Annotated in this window: 22 protein-coding genes; 21 read left to right on the top strand and 1 reads right to left on the bottom strand. The window is 50.0% G+C overall.

All coding sequences use genetic code 11. The features are described 5' to 3' along the window. Window positions 1–44 precede the first annotated feature (44 nt). The 21 genes from D5270_RS09415 (at window position 45) to D5270_RS09315 (ending at window position 24,228) form a co-directional block, all read left to right on the top strand. Window positions 45–1,622, top strand: coding sequence for an ABC transporter substrate-binding protein (locus tag D5270_RS09415; RefSeq protein ID WP_166543866.1), 1,578 nt, complete (start codon window positions 45–47; stop codon window positions 1,620–1,622). 73 nt (window positions 1,623–1,695) lie between these two features. Further along, entirely contained in the window at window positions 1,696–2,865 is a 1,170-nt protein-coding gene (locus tag D5270_RS09410; RefSeq protein WP_166543865.1) for a serine hydrolase domain-containing protein, read from the top strand. A 65-nt stretch (window positions 2,866–2,930) separates the two neighbouring features. After that, window positions 2,931–3,773, top strand: a complete 843-nt coding sequence (locus tag D5270_RS09405) for a sugar phosphate isomerase/epimerase family protein (RefSeq protein WP_166543864.1) — start codon at window positions 2,931–2,933, stop codon at window positions 3,771–3,773. Between the two features lie 31 nt (window positions 3,774–3,804). Next, window positions 3,805–4,950, top strand: a complete 1,146-nt coding sequence (locus D5270_RS09400; RefSeq protein WP_166543863.1) for a Gfo/Idh/MocA family protein — start codon at window positions 3,805–3,807, stop codon at window positions 4,948–4,950. Between the two features lie 51 nt (window positions 4,951–5,001). Then, a complete protein-coding gene (locus D5270_RS09395) occupies window positions 5,002–6,162 on the top strand; it encodes an alpha/beta hydrolase-fold protein (protein WP_166543862.1) in 1,161 nt (386 codons plus the stop codon). Window positions 6,163–6,185: 23 nt separating this feature from the next. Then, complete coding sequence (locus tag D5270_RS09390; RefSeq protein ID WP_166543861.1) at window positions 6,186–7,433, top strand: AGE family epimerase/isomerase; 1,248 nt, start codon at window positions 6,186–6,188, stop codon at window positions 7,431–7,433. Window positions 7,434–7,467: 34 nt separating this feature from the next. After that, a complete protein-coding gene (locus D5270_RS09385; RefSeq protein ID WP_166543860.1) occupies window positions 7,468–8,904 on the top strand; it encodes an aldehyde dehydrogenase family protein in 1,437 nt (478 codons plus the stop codon). A gap of 49 nt (window positions 8,905–8,953) precedes the next feature. Continuing rightward, the gene (locus tag D5270_RS09380; RefSeq protein ID WP_207709348.1) at window positions 8,954–9,880 is read left to right on the top strand and encodes an ABC transporter permease; all 927 of its coding nucleotides are present in this window, start codon (window positions 8,954–8,956) and stop codon (window positions 9,878–9,880) included. A gap of 13 nt (window positions 9,881–9,893) precedes the next feature. Next, window positions 9,894–10,781, top strand: coding sequence for a carbohydrate ABC transporter permease (locus D5270_RS09375; protein WP_166543859.1), 888 nt, complete (start codon window positions 9,894–9,896; stop codon window positions 10,779–10,781). Window positions 10,782–10,891: 110 nt separating this feature from the next. Then, on the top strand, window positions 10,892–12,019 hold the full coding sequence (locus D5270_RS09370; protein WP_166543858.1) for a Gfo/Idh/MocA family protein: 1,128 nt from the start codon (window positions 10,892–10,894) through the stop codon (window positions 12,017–12,019). Between the two features lie 60 nt (window positions 12,020–12,079). After that, window positions 12,080–13,042 carry a bifunctional 4-hydroxy-2-oxoglutarate aldolase/2-dehydro-3-deoxy-phosphogluconate aldolase gene (gene eda / locus D5270_RS09365; protein ID WP_166543857.1) on the top strand — a complete coding sequence of 321 codons (963 nt, stop codon included), beginning with the start codon at window positions 12,080–12,082 and terminating at the stop codon, window positions 13,040–13,042. A 60-nt stretch (window positions 13,043–13,102) separates the two neighbouring features. Next, window positions 13,103–13,963 carry a polysaccharide deacetylase family protein gene (locus D5270_RS09360; RefSeq protein WP_166543856.1) on the top strand — a complete coding sequence of 287 codons (861 nt, stop codon included), beginning with the start codon at window positions 13,103–13,105 and terminating at the stop codon, window positions 13,961–13,963. Between the two features lie 220 nt (window positions 13,964–14,183). Further along, window positions 14,184–15,932: an extracellular solute-binding protein gene (locus D5270_RS09355; RefSeq protein ID WP_166543855.1), complete on the top strand. Its 1,749-nt coding sequence runs from the start codon at window positions 14,184–14,186 to the stop codon at window positions 15,930–15,932. A 150-nt stretch (window positions 15,933–16,082) separates the two neighbouring features. Continuing rightward, window positions 16,083–16,937, top strand: a complete 855-nt coding sequence (locus D5270_RS09350; RefSeq protein WP_166544038.1) for an ABC transporter permease — start codon at window positions 16,083–16,085, stop codon at window positions 16,935–16,937. Between the two features lie 14 nt (window positions 16,938–16,951). After that, complete coding sequence (locus tag D5270_RS09345; RefSeq protein ID WP_166543854.1) at window positions 16,952–17,857, top strand: carbohydrate ABC transporter permease; 906 nt, start codon at window positions 16,952–16,954, stop codon at window positions 17,855–17,857. Window positions 17,858–17,899: 42 nt separating this feature from the next. Then, window positions 17,900–19,321 (top strand): MBL fold metallo-hydrolase, encoded by a 1,422-nt coding sequence (locus tag D5270_RS09340; protein WP_166543853.1) that lies wholly within the window; start codon window positions 17,900–17,902, stop codon window positions 19,319–19,321. A 218-nt stretch (window positions 19,322–19,539) separates the two neighbouring features. Continuing rightward, window positions 19,540–21,126 (top strand): sensor histidine kinase, encoded by a 1,587-nt coding sequence (locus tag D5270_RS09335; RefSeq protein WP_166543852.1) that lies wholly within the window; start codon window positions 19,540–19,542, stop codon window positions 21,124–21,126. A gap of 37 nt (window positions 21,127–21,163) precedes the next feature. Continuing rightward, complete coding sequence (locus D5270_RS09330) at window positions 21,164–21,934, top strand: response regulator transcription factor (protein WP_166543851.1); 771 nt, start codon at window positions 21,164–21,166, stop codon at window positions 21,932–21,934. Between the two features lie 397 nt (window positions 21,935–22,331). Continuing rightward, window positions 22,332–22,691, top strand: coding sequence for a GNAT family N-acetyltransferase (locus D5270_RS09325; RefSeq protein WP_243150308.1), 360 nt, complete (start codon window positions 22,332–22,334; stop codon window positions 22,689–22,691). Between the two features lie 170 nt (window positions 22,692–22,861). Further along, window positions 22,862–23,182 carry a helix-turn-helix transcriptional regulator gene (locus D5270_RS09320; protein WP_166543849.1) on the top strand — a complete coding sequence of 107 codons (321 nt, stop codon included), beginning with the start codon at window positions 22,862–22,864 and terminating at the stop codon, window positions 23,180–23,182. A gap of 92 nt (window positions 23,183–23,274) precedes the next feature. Then, window positions 23,275–24,228: a MerR family transcriptional regulator gene (locus D5270_RS09315; RefSeq protein WP_166543848.1), complete on the top strand. Its 954-nt coding sequence runs from the start codon at window positions 23,275–23,277 to the stop codon at window positions 24,226–24,228. A gap of 34 nt (window positions 24,229–24,262) precedes the next feature. Here the strand turns inward: D5270_RS09315 and D5270_RS09310 are convergent, their stop codons facing one another. Next, on the bottom strand, window positions 24,263–24,823 hold the full coding sequence (locus D5270_RS09310) for a Type 1 glutamine amidotransferase-like domain-containing protein (RefSeq protein WP_166543847.1): 561 nt from the start codon (window positions 24,821–24,823) through the stop codon (window positions 24,263–24,265). Window positions 24,824–24,830: the final 7 nt, after the last annotated feature.

Raw genomic sequence — 24,830 nt, 5'->3', positions numbered from 1 at the left:
GATTGTGTAAAAATGACGAAAATATTTAAGGAGAGTGGAACTAAATGAAACGTATCATTTCTGTCCTGCTGGCTTGCCTGCTCGTTTTCTCCCTCGCTGCTTGCGGCGGCGGAACGCAGTCTGAGGTTACAAGCTCCACCGTGGACGGCAGCAGCAGTCAGGTTGAGGAAAGCTCAGCCAACAGTGAAAGCACACCCGCAGAGGATGATGAAGACTACCCTGTTATCCGTATTAACGAGACCGCGTTTTACGGCGGGCCTCCCGAAAATGGCGACCGCATTCAGGAAGCTTTAAACGTCATCATGCGGGAAAAAGCCCATGCAGAGATAGAGTTCGTTTATGTGCAGATGTCCGACCTTAAGACCCAGCTGAATCTGCTGCTCACCGGCGGCGACGACTCCCTTGACCTGCTCAGCTCCTTCTGGTATGCAGGCGTTGGCGAGCTGGTATCAAACGGTCAGGTCATGGCTATTGACGATTTGCTGGCCTCCAGCGGCCAGGGTATCCAGGAGATTTTCGAGCCCTATTCCGAGATTCTGGACTGCGGTCGGGTAAACGGCAAGCTGTATGGTATCCCTTCTGTGTGCGCCTGGACCTGTGAAAACTGCTACCTTGTTATGGAGGATATCGTTAAGGACGCCAATATCGAGTTTCCCGAGAAGATTGCCGACCTGGACGAGCTCACCCCCCTGCTGATTAAGCTGAAGGAGGCCCACCCCGATAAATACTTTATCGCCGGTTCAACCTCGCCCTACTGGATACCCAAGACCATCGACTATCTGGGCGACAACAACTATCTTGGCGTCATACTGGACCCTGAGAACAGCACCAAAATTGAGAATTTCTATGAGTCCGAGTATTTTCTCAACTTCCTGGAGAACGTGAAAATTTGGAAGGAGAACGACCTGATTTCTCCCGACCCCATGAGTAATAATACCGCCGTTTTGGGAAACCTGAGCAGCAAGATTACCTATGGCGTTACCGGCTATGACTACAACATGAAGAACACCGTTTACGAGGCCGAGAAGCAGGATTCGTATGACGGCCCAATTCTGGGAACCCAGATTGGCGAGAAGTATCTGACCAGCGCAAATGCCAGCACGTATATGTGGCATGTCACCTCATTCAGCAAAGCCCCTGAGGCCGCCATGCGTGTGCTCAATGTTCTCTACACCGACCCCGAGGCCGCAAATATCTTAATGAACGGTCTGGAAGGCGTGACCTATCAGATTGACGAGAACGGGCAGCTGGAGTATCCCGAGGGCGTCACCAATCATCAGGAGGCAGGATGGTTTGCCATGTACAATGCGGCCCGTCCCAACGGATTCCTCTGTCCAACATGGAATTATTCCAGGCCTGACGCCTATGAGCTCCTGAAGGAGGACAATGCCAACGCAATTAAGTCCAAAGCTCTGGGCTTTACTCCAAATCTGTCTTCTGTTGCAGACCAGTATGCGGCCTGCGCCAATGTGATTGCCCAGTACTATGCTCCAATTGTAAACGCCGTTGTGGACATTGACGACACACTTCCTGTTTTCCAGCAGGCTCTCCGCGACGCAGGTATTGAGGATATCATTGCCGAGGAGCAGAGGCAGTTTGACGAGTGGCTGGCTGCCAAATAATTGATTGAGGAACCGAGAGGGGACTTAATCGTCCCCTCTCATTATTTATTACTAACTATTTGTGGTGAGAAAGATGTCATTTGAAAAGCTAACGCAGTATCTGGAATCTTTAGAAGACAGTTATGATATCAAGGGCCTTGACATGATTGTTAAGAAAAAACACGAGGTCATTTACCGCCATAAGCAGGGTTACAGTGATTATAACTGCACCAGACCAGTCTCAGAAAATGATTTGTATTATCTGTACTCCTGCACGAAGATTGCGACCATGACGGCATGTATGCAGCAGGTAGACGCGGGCAGAATCAGGCTGGATGCTCCCGTGTCGGAATATCTGCCTGAATTTGCCAACATGAAGGTTGCCGATAATTACGTGATGGGCGATTTTGGCAATTTGCCAAACCAGTCTTCTCCGGCACATCCAGCCAAAAATCCCATACTTATCCGGGACCTTATGGCTATGACCGCCGGGCTTTCCTATAACACCACCTCAGAGCCCATTATGGAACTGAAAGAAAGGAGCGGCAATAAGGCTTCTACACGGGAGATAGTAAGCGCCATCGCTAAAATGCCCCTGCTCTATGAACCTGGAGCAAGGCACGCCTACAGCCTGGGCCACGACGTTATTGCCGCGGTAGTCGAGACTGTCACTGGGCAGAAATTCAGGGACTATGTGGCTGAGCATATCTTTAACTCCCTTGGGGAGGAAGACGTATATTTCCATCTGCGGGAGGAGGACAGATATAGGCTGGCAGACCAGTATTCCTGTGATTTTAAAACCGGCGAAAAATCCCGGCATGAGGGCAACGCTTTCGAGTTGACCGACGAATACGACAGTGGCGGCGCGGGTCTCATAACTACAGTGGACTGCTATTCCGTACTGCTGGATGCCCTGGCCTGTGGAGGGGTAGGGGCAAACGGAAACAGGATTATTTCCCGGGAAAGCATTGAGGCAATGAAAACTCCTAGACTGAATGCAGTGCAGCTGGATGATTTTACCATGAAGGGGATGTTCCGTCCGGGCTATAATTATGGCCTGGGTGTACGCGTCCTGGTGGATGATACGAAGGCCAAGAGCCCCGCCGGGGAGTTTGGGTGGGACGGCGCTGCCGGAGCCTATGCCCTGATAGATTCCAGGAATGGTATCAGCCTGTTCTACGCACAGGCCATACTGGGGCTTCGGGGAGTTTATTCCGATATCCATCCGAAAATCAGGGACCTGGTCTATGAATGTATGGAGTAGGGTCTGCCCAAGCGGGCGGGAGCCGCAGCAGCTTATAAAGTAAAACGATTTTATGGAGGAATAATATGGATAAGTTTTATGTTCAATTAGACGGCTTTTCCCGCCAGCTGGTCCATGACTATGAAGGCGTGATGGAAAAGGTAGCAAAGCTGGGCTATAACGGTATTGAAATCTTCTACGGCCTGCATGGGGGCTATACTCCCGAGGGGCTGAAAAACTTCCTTGGTTCCATCGGTATGGAGGTCATAAGCTCTCACGTTGAGACCGAAGACACCGAGGAAAACCTGAAATACCTGCCCGGTACCGGCTGCAGGTATATGATAAATCCCGGACTAGCTATCACCAGCACGAAGGAGGCCTATGAAGCCGCGCAGCTCTTAAACGAGATGGGCAAAAAAGCAAAGAGCGTTGGAATGAAGTACGGCTACCACAATCATTCCAACGACTTCCTAAAGCTGGACGGCAAAATGATTTGCGATATTCTCATTGAGAACACTGACCCTGAGCTTGTGGCCTTTGAAATGGACATAGCCTGGGCGTACAGGGCAGATGTTGACGCCGCCGGGTACATAAGGAAATACCCCGGGAGATTCGAGCTTGTCCATGTGAAGGAAACAAAGGAATTTCCAATGAAGCTCGACTTTATGAAGCCTATACCCAAGGAAAAGCAGGGGGAGAAGGACATCTCGGGCTGGCCCAAGCTGGACCCCGAGGCTGCCAAAAAGCTGGATGAAGCCCTCTCCATCAACTGTGAGCTGGGGAAGGGTATTGTAGACATGAATGCTGTTAAGGCAGCCGCCGACGCCCAGCCCTGCGAGCCAATCTACATTGTGGAGCGCGATTACGCCTGGACAGGGGACATCTTTACCACTCTTGCAGCTGACGCCGGCTACCTGAGAGCTCTGTAAAAAATTAGAAACAACAAAGGAGACAAACAAAATGAAAAATATTGCTATTGTTGGCTGTGGAAATATGGGCGGTGGGCACGCTTTGGCTATCGGTTACGGAACCGGCTATACCGATTGGCAGCTGCCCCAAATCATCGACGACGAAGTAGAGGCAGTTACCACTGATATCTCTAAAATCCTGCACCTTTCCGGCATTTTTGATATTGACGAGAAAAGGCAGGAGTGGGCTAGAGGCGAGTGCTTTCATGTGTATCAGTCCTTAGATGAAATTTTAGACGACCAGGAGGTGGACATCGTTTTGATAGCTGTGCCCAACCATCTCCATGCAGAGATTGCCATCAAAGCCATGCGCGCGGGTAAGCATGTGCTCTGCGAGAAGCCTGTTACTCCCACCTCTGCCGAGCTTGAGGAGGTTTTAAAGGTCTCCAAGGAGACCGGCAGGGTATTTTATCCCCGGCAGAACAGAAGATGGGACCCCGACTACCTGCTGGTAAAGAAAATCTATGACGAGCAGTTGGCTGGCAAGCCGCTCAGCCTGGAAAACCGTATCGGTGGCGGCGGTGCAGACGGTCCCTTCGGCTGGCGCAGCGAGAAGCGCTTCGGCGGCGGCATGATGCTGGACTGGGGCGTGCACCTTATCGACCGTATTGTTCAGATGAACAAGTCCAAAATCAAGCAGATTTTCTGCCAGGTCATCAATCTTACCGGTACAGACGTGGACGAAGGCTTTAACCTTACTCTCATCTTTGAGGACGGATTCATTGCCTACATAGAGAGCGGCGTGGGCCACTTTGATTCCCCCGCTCCCGGATGGAGGCTGAACGGGACCACCGGCATTGGTGAAGTCATCACCTTTTCCGGCGAGGGAGCAAAGGTCCTAAAGGCAAAACCCAGAGACCCCAACTTTGTCCGGGATTTTAACGCTCTTCCTGTGAGAAAGCCCAGTATTAAGCGCGGCGAAGGCCCCAGCTGGTTTGCCGCCCCGCCTATGAACAACGATGTGATTGAGCTGGAGCGCCCAATTTTCGACAGGAATTCCCTGTACAGAAACCTGGTGGACTGCATTGAGGGCAAAGCAGAGCAGATAGTTACCGGCGAGCAGGCCCTTAGAGTCCTTAAAATCATGGAGGCAGCGCTGCTCAGCGGCGAGAAAAACCAGGCTATAGATTTTGAATAAGCCGGGATATTTAAAAAGCTGTTTTGCAACAGGGAAATGGAGAAGAGCATTATGGAGCACCGTAAATTTGACACGCTAAATGCGAGCCCGGTAAATTTTTCAGAGACCGATATGTGGATGGGGATAATTCCCGCCTCTGCCGATGGAAAGGAGCCCCGCAGGATGGGCTATACCCGGGAGCCCCGGGCCATTGAGTTCAGGCCTGAGGGAGTAGAGTTCAACGTCTATGCCCCTGATGCCGACAGCGTTGAGGTGAGCGGCACTAGGAACACCAGGATGGGTGAAGAAAAGCGTCCGCTACACAGGACGGACAAAGAGGGCTGGTGGCAGGCCGTTATCCCCGACATCCCCGGCGGCGTGCAATTCCTTTACTACTACTTTGACGGCAAGGAGCATTTGTATGAACACGCCCCTGTCTGCTATGCCCATAATAGGGTGTGCAATTTTGTGGATGTGCCGGACCCAGACTTTGATTTCTATGATTATAAGGATGTGCCCCACGGCGCGGTGCGGTGCGAGTATTATCGCTCCACATATACCGGCGCCCTGCGTAACTGCTGGGTATATACGCCGCCCGGATATGAGGATAATCTGGACAGGAAATATCCAGTTCTATATCTGCTGCACGGCGGCGGCGAAAACGAGACCGGATGGGTCTGGCAGGGCAAAATCAATTTTATTATGGATAACCTGCTTGCCGAGGGGAAATGCAGGGAAATGATTGTGGTGATGAATTTTGGACATGCCTATGCCCCTGACAGCCAGCAGGAGGGCGTCCTGCCAGGTCAGATTGACCAGCTGCTTATCAAAGACTGTATCCCTTTTATCGAGGGGCGTTTCAGGGCTCTCAATGACAAGACCCATAGGGCCATTGCAGGGCTTTCCATGGGCTCTTACCAGACCCAGTGGACCGCCTTTAACAATCCCGGCTACTTTGATTATATAGGGATATTCAGCGGCACAGTGGGCAATGCTTTCCCGGAGGTGAGCACAGAAAAATTTACCACTGCGGAAAACGCCGAGAGCTTCAACGCCCAGCACCAGCTTCTGTTCTTCAGCAGGGGTATGCTGGAGGGTGGCGAGAAGCTTCCCGGCGAGTTGGAGGCCCTGACCAGGAACGGTATCAAGGTGGAGTATTTCCTATGCGACGGCATTCACGAGTGGCAGACCTGGAGGAAAAGCGTCCACGCTTTCCTGAAGCTGCTCTTCTAAATACGATAAGAGGTGAGAAGCCAGTGGACATTGAACGGCTGAAGAAGATTCGTACTTGGGCGAATTTAAACCTGACGGGGACAATCCTGCCCTGGTGGTGCAGCGAGTACATCATGGACAGGGAAAACGGCGGCTATTATGGCGTAGTCACCCTGGATGGCGAGCGCGGCTATTCTGAGCCTCGGAACCTTACTCTCCTTGGGAGGATGCTCTTTGTGTTTTCTTCCTCCTATAGACACCTTAAGGGCAGGCTCTATTTGGACCGGGCCGATTACGCTTTCAAAGAGATGAAGGAGCATTTTTACGACAGGGAGTTTGGCGGCGCCTTCGTGTCGGTAGACGCCGGCGGCACAGTCCTCTCAGACACAAAGCCCAACTATTGCGAGGCCTTTTACATTATGGGCCTTGCGGAATATTATCACGCCACCGGCAGCAAAGAGGCTCTTGAAATGTGCCTGGAGGCCTGTAAGCTGATGGAGGCCAACGCCAGAGTTGCCCCGGGCATTTACCATGCCACCCTTCACAGGGACTGGTCTCCAAAGCCTGGCTTTGACAACGGACGGAGAAACTCATCATATTCTTTGCCCGACGACGCAATAATGTATCCTCACCATCTGTGCCAGGCCTATTACCGGCTGTATCAGGCCACTCACGACAATAAAATCGCCGGGATTTTGAAGGAAATGGTCGAGATAATGATTTACAGGATGTACGACGATAAGCACCACAGCTTTATCACGCTGGCCGCGAAAGACATGAAGCGTCTGGGGAACTCCGTCAGCTATGGACATGACTGTGAACTGAGCTACCTGTTTATCAATATCGTTGATGAACTGAAGCTTGATGATATCAGGGATAGGACATATACGGTCGTGTCAGAGGTGCTGCAAAATGTTGTAGAAAAGGCCTTTGATTCAAACGGCTGTATGTATAACGGCGCGAATATTGACACAGGGGAAACCGGCAGCGTCCACGTCTGGTGGGCAGTTTCCGAGGCTGTTTCCGCAATGCTGTGCGGCTATGACATTACCGGCGACATCAAATTTCTGGACGCCTGTGAAAGGCAGATTGACTTCATCGAGAAGTATTTTGTCAACAGGGAGACCGGAGACTGGTACAATAACATACGGTCCGACGAGACCGGAGGGCACCTCTCCGACGGTCAGCATGGAACTGATAAACTGAATCCGGGGAAATGTCCCTTCCATAATGGGCAGATGTGCCTGGAGGTTATGAAAAGAGTAGATAAGATGCTGGGCAAAGCCCAATAAGTTTATAAACAGTCAAATAAAGGAGCTGAGTTGTATGAAGATGTTAATCGGAGGAAGGTTTGTGGATTCATCCGACGGCGGCAAAATTGACATTGTCAATCCTGCCACAGGTAAAGTGATAGACACCGTGCCGGCCGGAACTTTGGAGGATTTGGATAAAGCTATTTCCCTTGCGGTTGAGGGACAGAAGGAGTGGAATGCGGTTCCGCTCCACGAGAAAATGCGTATCCTGGAAAAGTACGCCTGCCTCGTCGAGGAGAGCGTGGAGGAGATTTCCAAGGTTATGTGCGAAGAAGGCGGGAAGCCTATCGAGCAGTGCAGAACTGAAGTCTATGCGAATGCGGCTATTTTCAGGATATACTGCGCCGCGGCGTATACCTTCTATGGGAAGACCCTGCCTTATAACGGAGAGGCAAGGTCACAGGGCGACGTGGTAATGACTGTCCACGAGCCGCTGGGAGTGTTTGCCAATATCGTACCATTTAACTATCCATGCGAGCTTGCGGCCCATAAGCTGGCCCCTATGCTGGTTACAGGCAACTCCGTAGTCTTAATGCCATCCTCCAAGACCCCGCGCAGCGCTATTGTGATTGTGGACCTGCTCTATAAGGCCGGCGTGCCCGCAAACGCTGTCTGCTGTGTTACCGGCAAGGGCAGCTTGATTGGCGCCGCGGCAGCCAAGGACTCCCGCGTGGCGGCTGTCAGCTTTACCGGCAGCACCGGCGTGGGGATATCTCTGGCTGAGACCTGCGCAAAGTCCCTTCGCCCGGTTTCCCTTGAGCTTGGCGGCAACGACCCTCTCATTATCTTTGATGACGCTGATTATGAGAAGGCGCTCGACGAGACCATAGCTGGCAGAATCGGCAATGCGGGCCAGACCTGCTGCGCCAGCAAGCGATTTATTGTGCAGAAGGGGATTTACGATAAATTTGCGAAGGACCTGGCGGCCCGGCTGTCCGCTGTCAAGGTGGGCGACCCTGCCGACCCTTCTGTGGAAATGGGCCCCTGTGTGCGTGAAGCGGACGCTATGGAAGTGGAAAGGCAGATTGAGCTGACCGTCAGCCAGGGCGGGGAGTTACTGCTGGGAGGCAAGAGGAACGGCGCCTTTGTGGAGCCCACTGTTATCAAGGTCCCAAAGACCGCGGATATCGCCAGGGACATGGAGTGCTTTGGTCCTGTCTGGCCTCTTATACCTTTCGATACCATGGATGACGCCATCGAGATTGCGAACAACACCATTTTCGGACTGTCCTCCGGCGTCATTACCTCTGACATGCAGACAGCCATGAAGGTGGCAAACCGTATAGAATCAGGCTCCTGCATTATCGGCGGAAGCGGCAACTACAGGCTTGCCCACCAGCCCTTTGGAGGCTATAAATACTCTGGAGTGGGAAGGGAAGGCGCGGTTTCCACTCTTGAGGAGATGACCCAGCAGAAGACCATTGCGTTCAAAGGAATACTTAATGATTGAGTAGCCTTTACTTTTCAATTTACTTAAAAGAAATAGAAGGGTGGGTAAAATGAGGAAAAATTCAAGCTTGCAAAAGCGCATTTTTAAAAGCTGGCCCCTGTATACCATGCTGATTCCAGGGATGATTTATCTGATTATCAACAACTATCTGCCAATGTTCGGAATTCTGATTGCCTTTAAAAAGGTGGATTATTCCGTTGGCATTCTCCAAAGCCCCTGGACAGGTTTCTCTAACTTTACGTATCTGTTTGCTTCTAACGACGCATACATCATGTTTAGGAACACAATCCTTTACAATATAGCATTTATCATCCTTGGAAACCTTCTAGGACTGATTGTTGCCATTGCGCTTGATACAGTAAAGAACCGCTTCTTCAGGAATGCCACACAGGTAATTATTCTAATCCCCCACTTGCTCTCCACGATTATTATTACCTATATAGTCTACGCCTTCCTGAACGAGCAGAACGGCTTTATGAACAACTCCATACTGAAGCTGCTCAATATGGAGCCGGTCAGCTGGTACAACACCCCCGGGCCATGGCCTATAATCCTAATCATCGTATACCTGTGGATGTCCATTGGCTACACGTCAATCCTCTATTATTCCACGCTTATCGGTATCGACAAGACTTTTTACGAGGCTGCGGTGGTAGACGGAGCCTCCTTGTGGCAGCAGATTTTCAGGATTACCCTGCCCTGCATGAAAAAGACCATTATCATCCTTCTGATTCTTGCTGTGGGCAGGATATGCTACTCAGACTTCGGCCTGTTCTACCAGGTGCCCATGCACAGCGGGCTGCTCTATTCCACCACACAGACCATCGACACCTTTGTGTACAGGGCTTTGCTGGAGCAGAACAGTATCGGGAGGTCTTCCGCGGCAGGATTGTTCCAGTCTGTTCTCGGTTTCGTGCTTGTCGTCTCCACCAATCTGATTGTCAGAAAAGTAGACGCGGAAAGCTCGCTGTTTTAAAGGAGGCCGGAAAATGATTACAAACAACAAGGTCTTTATCGCCATACAATATATCTTTCTCTTCTGCCTGGTTATTATGGCTGTCATACCTTTCTGGCTGTTGATTTCCAGCTCCTTTACCACTGAAAAGGAGATTCTTGAAAGCGGCTACTCGCTCTTTCCAAAGATAGTTACCTTTGACGCTTACCGCTACCTGTTCTCTGTCAGCGGCGGCGTTTTGAGGGCCTATATGATGAGTATTATCATTGCCGGAAGCGGAGTTTTTACCTGCTTGGTCCTTACAATTCTGTTTGCCTACCCACTCTCCAAGCAGGAGCTTCCGGGGAAGAATTTCTTCGCGTTTTTCCTGTTCTTCACCATGCTGTTTAACGGCGGCCTTGTGCCCACCTATATGGTCTATACCCAGCTATTCCACATCAAGGACACATTGTTCGGAATGATTATTCCCGGATTGCTGATGAGCCCCTTTAGCGTCATTATGGTGAGGACATATATCACATCAAATGTAGCCAACGAGATTGTTGACGCGGCGAAAATTGACGGAGCGGGAGACTACCGTGCCCTGCTTTCTGTAGTCATTCCGCTGTGTAAGCCAATCATCGGCACCATTGCCCTGATGTCTTTCATCGGCTACTGGAACAACTGGACCAACGGTATCTATTACATCCAGAACCGTACTGACATGTATGGTATTCAGAACTACCTGAAAACTGTGCTGGACAGTGTCAATGTGCTGCAAAGCCAGATTTCCGGCCAGGTGGGAATTGACGTTAAGGATTTGCCCTCTATGGGAATAAGGATGGCCTTGGCGGTTATCGGAGTTCTGCCGGTTTTGATAATGTACCCATTCTTCCAGAAATCCTTTATCAAGGGCATTACCATAGGCTCGGTTAAGGGCTGATGAGAACAGAGGAGCCCAAAGCGCCTTCAAAAGAGACGGAATTGGTGCAGGATAATAATGAGCTTACCCGGTGGGTTTAAAAGAATCATTTTACCAGGAGTGAACTGAACATGAATAAGAAATTCAGAATTGCCATAGTTGGCTGCGGTGGCATGGGAAGCGGACATGCTGTGGCGCTGCAAAGCGGAACCGGTGAGACCGTTTATAAGGGAAATGTTGCCGACGCCAAAATGCCCGACAGCGCTATGACTACCAACCTTGGAGAGATAGCCGAGCTTGCAGGCATAACCGATATCGACTCCGAGCGTATTGAATGGGCGGTTTCCCAGGGGATTTCCGTTTACGCCGGTTATGAGGAACTTTTGGGGGACAAAACCGTAGACGCTGTCCTGATTGCCACTCCAAACCATCTGCATAAGCCCATGGCTATTTCCGCTTTGCGGGCAGGCAAGCATGTGCTGTGCGAAAAGCCTGTCATGCTGAGCAGCACCGACCTTATGGAGGTGGTAGAGGAAGCTGAAAAAGCAGGCAAAGTCTTTTATCCCAGACAGAACAGGGAATGGGACGAGGATTTTCTCATCATCAAAAAGATTTATGAAGAGGAGCTTCTTGGAAGGACATTTGAGATACGGTGCAGGATAATGGGCGCCCGTGGTATCCCTGGGGATTGGAGAAGCAAGAAGGAGTTTGGCGGCGGGATGATGTATGACTGGGGCGTACACATTATCGACCGGATTGTGAAGATGGTAGGCAAAGCGCCGGAGCGCGTATTTTGCGACTTAAAAAACATCACTAGCGAGGAATGCGATGATAATCTGTTTGTCCATATGACATTTGAAGATGGCCTTACAGTCCGCCTTGAAGTGGACACCTGCCATTTTGTCAGCCTCCCCCTTTGGAACCTTTTTGCAAGCCACGGCTCTGCAGAGATTCAAAACTGGAACTGCGACGGCAAGATAACGCTTCTGTCAAGCTGGCATGACAAGGACGCCCTGCCCATTATAGCAGGCTCAGGCCTTACCAAGACCATGGCTCCCAGAACCAAGGAGACCCTGACCGAGCTGCCCCTTCCAAAATTTGACTTTGACCGCAATGCACTGTACAGAAATTTTGTAGAGACCTGCCAGGGCAAGGCTGAGCAGATTGTCACCAACGAGCACGCCCTGCGTGTTTTGAAGATAATTGAGGCCTGCTTTGAATCAGCAAATACGAAGAAAGTTGTAGAGTTTAGGGAGTGACATGACAGGAAAGCGGGAGCTTCTTTCTTCTGTTTGAATACTGTTTAGGATGTGTAAAAAATGGATAAACGGTTGGAGCAAATCTCAAAAATTGGTATCGTCCCAGTCATTGAGATTGATGACGCGAAAAAGGCAGTACCTCTGGCAAGAGCTTTGGCTGCCGGAGGCCTCCATGTTGCAGAAGTCACTTTCCGTACAGCCGCGGCAGAGGAGTCCATTAGCAGAATCTCTCAGGAGTGCCCGGAGGTTTTGGTAGGCGCGGGGACAGTCATTACCTGCCAACAGGTTGATAAGGCTCTGGGAGCAGGCGGCAAATTTATAGTCACTCCCGGTTTTAACTCTGATGTTATCCGCTATGCCATTTCCAAAGGTGCCCTTGTCATTCCCGGGACATCAACGCCGGGCGAAATGGAGCAGGCCATGGGCCTGGGGCTGAACGTGGTAAAATTTTTCCCTGCCGAGCAGAGCGGAGGGGCAGCCAAGCTGAAAGCTCTGGCAGGCCCCTACAATAGCCTAAAGTGGCTGCCTACCGGCGGGATAAATACAGCGAATATGAATGAGTATCTCTCCTGCGGCAGAGTCCTTGCTTGCGGCGGTTCGTGGATGATAAAACAGGAGCTAATCCGAAACGAAGACTGGAGCGGGATTACAGCTATCTGTAAAGAGGCGGTACGCGCCATGCTGGATTTTAAAGTTGTCCACGTGGGTATAAACTGTAGGGACACAGCGGAAGCCGAGCAGATTGCCAGCCTTTTCAGCCGTTTATTTGATGTGCCGTACCTGCCGAATGAAACGGCTGTTTTTGCAGGCTCGTTGGTAGAGTGTATAAAGGGCCCGTACTTAGGAGTGCATGGACATATCGCAATCGGCACAAGGAATGTTGACAGAGCTGTATATCAGCTGGAAAAGCGGGGCATGGCTTTCGATGAAACCTCCTGCAAGGTGGATTGCGAGGGCCATACAACGCTCATTTACTTAAAAGAAGAGATTGGCGGGTTTGCCCTGCACCTTGTCAAAAGATAAACCTTAGTGCAGGCTCTGTAATCTCACAAAAGCGGAGGGATGATTTTTATGAGTCTTCAAATGCACGACAGACTGTTGTGGCCCGGCGGGAAGCGAAAGGCTTTTACTCTAAGCTATGACGACGGCGTGACCCAGGATATCCGATTCATTGAACTGCTCAATAAATATGGGATAAAGGGGACGTTTAATCTCAATTCAGGACTGCTGGGACAGCCCGGAATGATTAACATGGGGAAGAGGCCCGCGACCCATAATAAGGTGCCTCCCAAAGAGGTCAAAAACATATACGCCGGTCATGAGATAGCCTCTCACGGACTGTACCATACCACCGTCTGCAATACAGATTCAGCCCGGTGCCTTAACGAGATTTTAAACTGCCGGAAAGAGCTGGAAGCATTGGCGGGGTATCCAATCACCGGTTTTGCATACGCCTTTGGCGCCTACGATAACACGGTGGTGAACGCCTTGAAGAGCTGCGGTATCACCTACGCCCGGACCATAAAAGCTACCCATGCTTTTGATATCCCGGAAGATTTCCTGATTTGGGACCCCACATGCCATCACGATGATGAAAGGCTTCCGGAGCTTACAGAGAATTTTCTGAAAGACACTTCCTTGTTCCCAATGCTGAAGCTGTTCTATGTATGGGGGCACTGCTATGAATTCGACCAAAACGATAATTGGGATTATATCGAGCGCTTTTTGGAAAAGATGTCAGGCCACGAAAACATCTGGTATGCAACCAATGGCGAGATTGAAAGCTATGTCTCAGCCTACCGGCAGTTGATTTTCTCTGTGGATGGGTGCCTTGTGTATAACCCGACCTGCGTCTCTGTATGGGTCGGAGCTATTGGGTCCGATTCTGCCACAGAGATTAAGCCGGGCTGTGTGACAACACTGCCTGAGCCTGCTGTACTGTAAATTACACAAAAAGAGAAGGGAGCCGGGAGGCACCCTTCTCTTTTTGGTTCTAGCCATTAGGCAGCTGAGCCGCAGGCGAAACAGGAAACTCACCATGTCGGTTTTGTGCACAAACCATGTCGGGTTTATTTATTTCATTATTTTTGACAGCATAGTATACTAAACTAAAGCGGTTGGAGCTAAAAAATCCAGCGAGACAACGAAAGAAAGGTGATGTGTAATGAACAAAAGCAGAAAATTAGCCGCATTGCTCTTGGCTGCTGCGCTGATGCTTTCCAGTGCAGCTTGCGGTAACGGAGACAAGCCCTCCTCTGACGTTTCTGCTGGAGGCGACAAAATCTCCTCCACTCAGCAGGATTCAGAGCCGTCAGAGACTTCCGCAGACGACGGTCCGTTTGATGAAAATGGGAGGTACAGGGAGCCTGTAACTATCACGTACAGCAAGGTAATGTATCCCGGTGCCAAGTTCCCGGCGGATCAGTCTCCGGAGGAAAACTACATCAACGATTTTCTGAAGGAGCGCTATAATATTGAGATGAAGCTGGCATGGAGCGCCGAGGCTTCCGAGTACAATAACAAGCTTTCCATAAACATAGCCTCCGGCGAGCTTTGCGATTTGATGTATGTTGATAAGTATCTCACCTTCCGCCAGATGGCTGAAAATGACCTCCTAGCCGACCTAACTGAGATTTACCCCAAGTATCGAGGCGCCACACTGGAACTGGTAGACGAGAGCTTTGAAAACCGCAATATCGAAGCTGTAACCGTTGAGGGCAAGCAGCTGGCAATTCCCGGAAGTAATCTGGGCTATGCTCAGAATCTGCTCTGGATGCGCAAGGACTGGCTGGATGCGCTAAACCTTGAAGTACCCAAGACACTGGACGAAATTGCCGGTGTTCTCGAGGCTTTTGTCACGCAGGACCCCGATGGAAACGGTGAGGATGATACAGTGGGCCTGGTGGTGCAGGCGACAAAGCCCGTGCTGGGCTACGCCAACAATTACGGTCTGGAATCCGTATTCAATGCCTTCGATGTGTACCCAACTCATTGGATGAAGGACGAGAACGGAAAGGTATATTACGGTTCTACCGACCCCAGAATGAAAGACGCCCTGGCGCTTCTTGCCGACTGGTATCAGCGGGGCCTGATTGACAAGCAGTTCCCAACCCGCATTGGCTCCGGCGAGACAGAGGCCCTGTGGACCTCAGGCACAGCAGGCGCCAAATTCGGGGCCTGGTGGGCAATCGCAAACGACGCTTTGGCCAATACGCCGGACATTGAGTATGTGGCAATTCCTGGGCCGGTGAACAGCAAGGGTGAGTTCAACTACATGACCGGCTCTCCCACTGAGACCGTGTGTGTTGTCAGTAAGGACTGTGAGCACCCTGAGGCTGCAGTAATTGCTCTTGCGGCTAACAATGAAATAGTCCGGGGCACACATGACCCTAACGATGAAATTGCCTGCAAATATGCCGAAAAGAGCCTTGAACTGCGTAACAGCGGCGCGGTGGATGACGCGGGCGGCCGCAGCCTGAATGTGCTGGGGGCTTTGACCTTTGACTATTTTGACGTGGTGCCAAAGCTGAGCATATGCGTGAAGGACAACGTAGAGAACGGCTCATACACCGAGTATCCCGGCATGACGGACTACGACCGCAGCCAGTGCACAGCGTCCAGGAAATTCGCCGACGGAGACAAGGACGAGATGGGCTTCTGGGCATACTGGACCCGGTATGTAGGCGGCAACGTCACCGAGGAAGGGAACCCGGTTTATCCGGCTTACTACTATGAGACAGAGTCTTCAACTACCTTAAAGGCGGCGCTGGACAAGCTGGAAGACGAGATGTATCTGCAAATCATCGTAGGCGATAAGCCGGTGGAATATTTCGATGAATTTGTCAACCAATGGAAGTCCCTGGGCGGCGACACCCTGACGGAAGAAGTTCAGGCAATCGTTGACCAAGGCTAATCGGACGACCCGCAGCTAGAATGGTCCCTGCGGTTCTGCCGTGCGGAGAAGGGTACGCCCGGTTATTCGGGCGTACCCTTGCCGTTTCGGTACACTTTAAGGAGGTCGATTTTATTGTATAATAAGAAGAACGCCAGATATTACCACGCAATGCTGCTTCCGGGCATGATATTCCTTATAACATTCTCAATTATCCCCATGTTTGGAATTGTAATGGCCTTCCAGAACTTTATCCCGGCAAAGGGTATTTTCGGCTCGAAATTTGTGGGGCTTGCCCAGTTTCAGCGCTTGTTCCGGCTGCCTGACTTCTGGCAGATTTTGCAGAATACGCTGATAATCGCCCTGTCAAAAATCATACTTGGGACTTTACTGGCAGTTGTATTTGCGGTTTTGCTAAACGAGTGTCAAAACGTCCGGTATAAGCGCTTTATACAGACTGCCGTTTACCTGCCGCATTTTCTCTCCTGGGTTATTTTGGCGGTGATGTTTAGCAATATTTTCTCCTATACCGGTATTATCAACCAGTTAATCATGGCATTTGGCGGAGAGCCCACAATGTTTATGATTAGCAACACATGGTTTCGCCCCATTATTATCGGTACTGATGTGTGGAAGGAGTTCGGCTATAACGCCGTGATTTACGTAGCTGCTATGACCGGTATTGACCCAACTCTATATGAAGCCGCGGATATTGACGGCGCAGGACGCTGGAAGAAAATCCTTCATATCACCCTGCCGGCCATTCTGCCAACTATCATCCTGATGGGCACTCTGAGTATCGGCAATGTGCTCAATGCCGGCTTCGACCAGGTATTTAATATGTACTCGCCTCTTGTATACCGTACCGGCGACATTATCGACACCTATGTTTACCGGGAGGGCTTGGTCAATATCCAATACAGCTTTGCCACAGCCGTGGGCCTGTTCAAGTCGGCAATCAGCTTCGGGCTGCTTGCCATGGCCTATAAGCTGGCGGACAAATTCTGCGGATACCGAATCTTTTAGTGAGGAGAGTATATATGAAACCAACTAGCGTACCTAAAAAGAAGAGAAAACTTACCCTGTCAGACATAATGATTGCAGCGGTCCTGCTATTCTGCGGATTGATATGCCTGGTGCCTATCCTGAATACAGTAGCAATCTCCTTTAGCGACCGTACCAGCGCGGCGCTGGGGCGTGTCAGCTTTTGGCCGGTAAACTTTACGCTTTCATCCTATAAAGCAATGATGGAGGAGCGCCAGTTTGGACAGTCCTTTATGATTTCCGTGGCTAGGGTCATTCTGGGAGGGTCAATCAATATGGTCCTTTCAATTTTGATGGCGTATCCGCTTTCTAAGAGCCCACGGATGTTTCGCAGCAAGAAATTTTATATGTGGTTTGTGGTGTTTACCATGATGTTCAATGGCGGGCTAGTTCCTACATTCATGGTGATACGGCAGCTGCAGCTGATGGATACGATTTGGGCCCTGGTACTGCCTACCGCTGTGCCTGTATTCAATGTGATTCTGCTGATGAATTTCTTCAAGAATATTCCTGCTGCTCTGGAAGAGGCCGCTTTTGTGGACGGGGCCAGCCCCTGGTATATTCTCTGGCATATCTTTGTGCCGCTGTCTAAGGCCTCTTTAGCGACCATCGCCCTGTTTGCCGTTGTGACCCATTGGAACAGCTTCTTCGACGGCAAGCTCTATATTAACTCGCTCTCCAAACTTCCGCTGCAGACCTATATCCAGTCGCTGTCCGCGACACTAGACCCGACACAGATGGCGACCATGTCCCCGGAAGAGATAAAGGAAAAGCTTGCTATGTCCAGCCTGACATTTAACTCGGCAAAGGTGGTCGTATCAATGGTGCCGATTCTGATAATCTATCCGTTCCTACAGAAATACTTTGTGACCGGTATTGTTGTGGGAGCGGTGAAAGAGTGATAGAATAACATAAAAAACGGAGGAAAGTATAAGATGAATGAAATGAATTATATCAGAGGTGAAATCCACTGCCGGTGCTGGAAGCAGGAAACCGGGGCTCCCAAGCCGCTTTTGGTACTTCTCTCAGAAAACGCTGGAGAGCCAAAGGTAAAGCCACAGGTATTCCTGTCAGAAGAATTTCAGCAGAAATTTCCCTGCTCAGTGCTGCTGGTGGAAGGCGGGGCGGATTTGAATGCCTGGGAGCCGGCAAAAGCCCTTAGAAGCCTTCTGTTTGAGCTGGAGGCCGAACAGCCTGAAGTAATTGACGGCTGCCGCATATATTTAATCGGCAGCTCCGCCGCCTGGACCATTGGGGCAAGGTTTCCCAGACGATTTGCCGCTGTTGTAGCTCTTGGCGGGCGGGGAGACCCTCACGCGGCCCGCAGCATGAAATTTACTCCGGTATGGGCCTTTGGCAGCACACAGCCCGGAGACCGGTGGCTGCCGGCCTCTCCTAAGTATGCTGCGGCGGCATTGCGCTCCTGCGGTTCACAGTATGTGCGGTATACGGAGGTCCCGGTGGAGAAAAGTATCTGGGACACAGCCTTCTCCAGTTCTTATGAGGTGTCCACCTGGATGTTTGAACAGAACCGGAGAAAAATGTTTGAAGTAACTTACCTGCGCCCCGGAGTTTTCCGGATAGACGACTATTTTACATCTTCAGCCTATCTGGTATACGGTACGGAAAAGGCGCTGCTTATTGATACCGGGATGGGAGAGGGAGACCTGCCTGCGCTGGTGAGGAGCCTGACGCCGCTGCCTGTGGAAGTGGCGGTTACACATCCCCATGAAGACCATATGGCAAACGCGGCAGGTTTTTCAAAAACATGGCTTCATCAGCATGATATTGAAGCAATGGATGAAAACAGGACGGAGATGGCAAAGGTTTTCGCCAGAAAGCTGTCTCCGGCTCCCAAACTTGAGCAGTTATGCCCATTAAGTAACGGCACAAAAATCAATCTTGGGGGAGGGGTTATTATTGAAGCCGTAGAGCTGGGCGGGCATACGCCAAATTCCGTGGTGTTTATTGACCGGGCCCATGAGTGCGTTTTTACAGGTGACGCCATCGGCTCTGGCTATATCGCCCTGATGATTTGCGGCAGGGACCAGTGGCGGCAAATGATTTCCCATTACCGGGACGAGCTGCTTCGCTTCCAGAAATACCTGCCGTCTCTGCAAAATTACGCATGGTATGGCGGGCACTTTATTCAGGAAAACGGCTGTGACCTGGACCGTCAGGAGGATTATCTCAGCGGCAGTTCAACATATTATCTCCCAATTTCTGAGGATGTGGTAAATGATATGGCACTTCTCTGTGGCAGGCTGTTGTCTGGGGAAATCCCGGAGTCGCAGTTTTTGAATGGGCCGGAGCATTACTGCGAGTTCCAAAATGCCGGCATGATATTCCGTATTACGGACCTGTAAAATGCGGAGCAGGCCTGCGCACAATATGCACCTTTCCGGAGGTGTTACAGATGAATAGAATCCGGCGGTTTACGGCAAATATCAGATTAAAGCCAAAGTTCATGATTGTTTTCTGTTCGCTCCTGCTTGTTTCTGTATTGACTGTACTCTCCACCTCCATGTACGTATTTCACCAGTATGAAAAGGAACTTTATCGAAACACATCCCAGTTTCTGAATATGAGCATTGACTCTATCGAAAGTGAATTTTCTGCAATAGACAAGACCAGTTCTTATGTAGTCACAGGAGACGCAGTGCAGGAAATGCTCGGGGATTCCATGCTGGATTTTAATGCTAGGGAGCCGGTGTTCCCCTTCAGCAAGGCATACCGTGCCCTAAACGACCTGCTTTTAAACCATTACGGACAGCTGCCATATGTACTTTTAGCCGCCGTCTGTGTTGACGGAAAGAGCTTTGGCATCGGAGACGCCTATAAGCTGGAGCAGGGGATAATTGACGAGCTTTCGGCGGTAGTCTTGGAAAGCTATGGGAAGCCCATATTACACCAGACCGGCGGCGAGCTGTTTTACGTCAGAAATATTACGAATATGCGGGGGATGAGCCTGCGCCCGATAGGCGTGCTTGTGCTCCAGGTAGACTTGGAAAAGATAGTGGCAGACGCTCTGAAAAGCCGGGAAAACTTAAATTACCAGCCGCAGATTGTCATTTTTTCCCAGAAAGGGGAGAGGATTTTCAGCAGCTCCCCTGACGCTGTACAGGAGTACGAGTATCAGCCCACAGAAAATGAGTACAGGATTCTCCGCATAGATGAAAAAGATTATTTTGTCAACTACGCAACCCACTCATCGTTCGGTCTGAAATACGCCATGTATCTTCCATTTGATACTGTGGCGAGCTCACTGCGGCTGATGAACACCTTGACGCTGACTGTTGCAGTTTTGATTATGCTGGTAAACACATTGTTCTGCTCTAAGCTGGTTTCTCAAATTGTGCAGCAGTTTGACCTGCTGGTTATGAAAATGCAGCTTTTCCAGGCGGGACGATATGAAGAATTGGACCGGTACCGCAGCGACAGCCGCAGAGATGAGCTGGGCTATCTTAACAGCTCCTTTGACAAGATGGTCCGCGATGTGCGCAGGCTGGTTGAGGAAAACTACCTGACAAAAATTGCCATTCAGGAAGCCCAGCTCAAATCCCTGCAAAATCAGATTGACCCGCATTTTCTGTTCAATATTCTGCAGACTATTAGCTGGAAGGCTAAAATGGGGAAACAGGAGGAAATCTCTCAGATTACCGAGGCATTGGGAAAGATTTTGCGGTATACCCTGCATAAAACAGAGGCGCTGGTCCCTCTTTCAGAGGAGCTGGAGATTGTCCGGCGGTATATTTCTATCCAGGAATATAGATACGGCGACAGGCTGAGCGTTGAAATCTGCATTCCCCCCAAATGGCATGGTGTTCCAATCCCGCCGATGGCGCTTCAGAATCTGGTGGAAAATTCAATAAAGCACGCTTTAGAGAATATGCTTGAGCCATGTGTGATTCACATGGGGGCTGCCGAGCACGACAAATGCCTGCAACTTTTTGTGGAGGATAACGGTCCCGGGATTGACAGCGAGGTGCTGCAGAAGCTTGAAGAGCCTGGCGGGGGAATCGGCCTTAACAATATCCGCCGCCGACTGGCGCTGCTGCTGGGGGAACAATATACGATGAAAATATATAACACCGGACATGGAACACGGGTTGAGCTTCTGCTTCCTAAAAGCGGCGGCAAGAAACGGCCTCTCGCCCATAGGCAGAGATAGAGTATCGGAATAACGGAACAGGGAAAGGAAGGGGCTCATGCTGAAATTACTGCTGGTAGACGACGAAAAGGACGTGCTGGAAGCGATGGCAAGCACTATTCGGTGGGAAAATTATGGCGTTGAGTTGGCGGGGACATGTCAGAATGCTCTGGAAGCTCTGCAGTTCATGGAGACATCGCCCCCGGATATTGTGATTACTGACGTGAAAATGCCAGTAATCGACGGTATTGAAATGGTCCGGCGCGCAAAGGATATGGGGGTTGAAGCAGAGTTTATCATTCTTTCCGGGTTCAGCGAGTTTGAATTTGCCAAAAGGGCCATGAGCTTTGGTATCCGATATTATCTTCTAAAGCCATGCGGTGAAAAGGAACTGGGCGAGGTCCTGCGCAGCGCACAGGAAAATTATATTAAGAGGTATGAGATGGGAACGGCGGCAGAAAATCCGGAAAATGCCGCCACCCAGAGTAACCCGCATTTTGTAGATGAAATTATAGAATATGTAAATGCCAATCTTAGCGATAGCCGCTTGAATCTAAAATGGATTGCCAATAAAGTGGTCTTCCGTAACGAGGACTATGTAGGCAAAGTTTTTGCCGCCCATACCGGAGAAAATTTCCTAACCTATCTAAACCGCTGCCGGATAAAGCGGGCGAAAGAGCTGTTGGATCCGCAGAAGAATAACAAGATTTATACCGTAGCTGAGGAGATTGGCTTTGGACATAACCCGCGGTATTTCAGTAAACTTTTTAAAAAGTATGTGGGATGCAGCCCCCGGGAGTATCAGGCGGGTAAACGCCCGAAGAAGTGAGGAACAAGATTAGGCGGAGATTTATGAGAACGCAGTTCAGCCGTTGCTGAAATACTAGGTACGATGAGATTACTTATGTTAATGCTGCCTTTATCAGTAAGAGTGCAGACTATAGCGTGAACACTGCCATTGGAATAGTGCAGCGTGTTCGCGGACAAACGCAGGAAACGGGAGCGCAAATCCTTCTTGCCGCTTTCGCCTACCCGTGATATAATTATTGATATAACGCAGTTCTAATAAATTGGATTGCCAGAATTCACAGTGGAGCTAACCCACAGGAAGGGTATTGCAAATGAAAATCTCACTAAAAAGAATCGATGCGGAAAATTTCTTGGATGCCTTTAGGCTGCATCTGGGGGAAGGGCAAGAGCGATTTGTCTCTCATCCCATACGAAGCTTGGCCCAGGCATATGTGTACTACCACCAATGCGTCCCCTTCGGCATATATGCCGGGGAGGAAATGGTGGGCTACGTCATGGTAATTTACGACTACGACATGCCGGAATACGACATCTGGCACATGATGATTGACGCCGCTCAGCAGGGGCGGGGATACGGCAAGGCGGCATTGAGAGAGGTCCTTTCATACATCCGCACCAAGCCCTTCGGCCCATCTGACAGGGTGGTCCTCACCTGCCACAGGGAGAATCGGTCAGCCATTTCATTTTATGAGAAAATGGGATTCCATCACACTGGCGTGGTGGACGAGGACGAGTTGGAATACGCCATGAACTTAACGGAGTCATTTGGCTTCTGAACAGAGACGTTGACACTTTAACCTCCCCAAAAATCCTACCCCTTGTAAACCACAGGTTGATTTTTCATGGGGATACTCAACTCCCGGCATATTGTTAATAATCCGTAAACCCTACATACTATCCTGGAAGGGTAAAACCCTATCACAGCAATCAGACAAGGAGAATGGAGATGTTTGACAGCGTAAAAGCAGGCAGGGAAATTGTGGTTCAAAGGAAGAAGATGGGCCTGACCCAGGAGGAGCTTGCCGTTAGGTTAAGCATAAGCCCACAGGCTGTAAGCAAATGGGAGAACGGACACGCTACAGTAGCAATTTCCAAGTATGAGGAGATGATAAGCATGTGCGAAAAATGCCTGTACAGTTTGTCGGAGAGCGCTCCTGAGACGGCGGAGGAATCCAGAGAAAAAAGGAAAATGCTAATTGTGGTACTGCGAAGAAGCAAAGAACTGGAGATGGACGCTCTAAAAGAAATCGCCTCTGCAATTACATAAAGGGAAAAAGAATTTTAAGCAAAAGCCCCTTGACTCTGCCGTTGGGGAAGCGTATATAATACCCTTAAAACTTAAGGAAAGGGTGCTTGCACATGACAGATTTAATTAAAATTCGAGAGGTTACAGAGCGGTATAACATTCCCGCCCGCACACTGCGGTACTATGAGGACATGGGATTGATTGAGAGTGCAAGGGTTGCGGATTACGCATATAGGCTGTACGACCGGCAGGCGCTCAAACGCCTGGAGCAGATACTGATACTACGCAAGCTTAACATCGGCATTAAGGACATCCAACTGATTTTCCAGGCCACCGGCTCAGAGACTGTCCTGGAGGTCCTGGGGAGAAAGGTAGAGGATATTAACGAGGAAGTGGCCCTGCTCCGGGATTTGCGGGACATTATCCTGGAGTTTATCGAGCAAATCAGGGAAATGGATTTCAGCAGCGATACGGATGTGAAACTGCTCTACGAAAGAGCCGCCACGGTAGAGACCCGCATTGAGAACATCCCCTACAAGGGGAACGCCTCTAAAGTGAACCAGCTGTTTGATATCTCAAACAAGCTCAAAAAGGCCCCGGAGGTGCGGATTGTCCAAATCAACCCCTTCAAGGCGTTTTCCTCGGGCGCTGATACCATTGAAAACGTGATGGGGCCCTTCCAGGAATGGCAGGAGGCCCACAATCATTTGATCAGAAAGATGCTGTACGGTGCCCCGGATTTTCTCTGGTTTGAGGAGGACAAGGCCACCTGGATTTGGGCGGTGGAGGACGGCGTTACAGAGGAGGATGTAGCTCCCTATGAGCTGATTGAATTTGAAGGAGGGCTGTATGCAGCCGCCATGTCGGTGGATGGGGACGATGATATGGGCAATCGGGTCTACGGGGGGATTTTGAAGTGGATAGAGGACAGCGGCTTTGAGCTGGATGAGAGGCCGGGTCATCGGGCCATGGGGCATATGCTCAACCCCACAGAGGAAATTAAGAAGGCGCTGGGATATGACCAGATGGATTTATATGTGCCTATCAAAATCCGGGGAGATAAATAAATTAATTAAATCCCTGAAACATGCTATCTGTTTTCTACTCTCCAATTATTTCCATGTCGTCAGGAAAATTCCGTATGACAAGGGCGCATGTATTTGTGAGCTTTACATTGCTTTTTAGTGGGTATGCCAATTTCCCTTCTTTTTCCCCTGTCATACAATGTACGTCCAATTTTGTATCTATCAAACCCAAATTATCCCTCAAATTATTGGAAAAAATGAGGCTTCCGGCACTTACCCCTATTACCAGTCCATTGTTATTGATATACTCCATCAATGACTTGTTAAACCTTGTATCGTTGATTCTTTCAAGCAAATACCGCGTATTTCCGCCGCACAAATATACAACGTCGTATTCCTGTAGCTGCTCAAATTCCATTCCAGCATGTAAATCATATACGCGGATATTTTCATTTAAGATACCGCATTTTAGCAGGTCGTTCATACACTTTGGCAAAACTTCTATTGCGTCTGCGTCTATTGCCGCTGTAGGGATAAACAGGGCCTTTACTAAGGACATATCCTTACCTGCCATATCCACAAAGCACTCTTTGATTTCTTCGGTTTCCAAACCCGCTGATGTTAATAATACTCTCATGTTTCCT

It is taken from the genome of Acutalibacter sp. 1XD8-36 (assembly GCF_009917525.1).
Lineage (GTDB): Bacteria > Bacillota > Clostridia > Oscillospirales > Acutalibacteraceae > Acutalibacter.
Note: the sequence above shows the minus strand (reverse complement) of the source record. Positions and strands in the feature narration are given on the sequence as shown.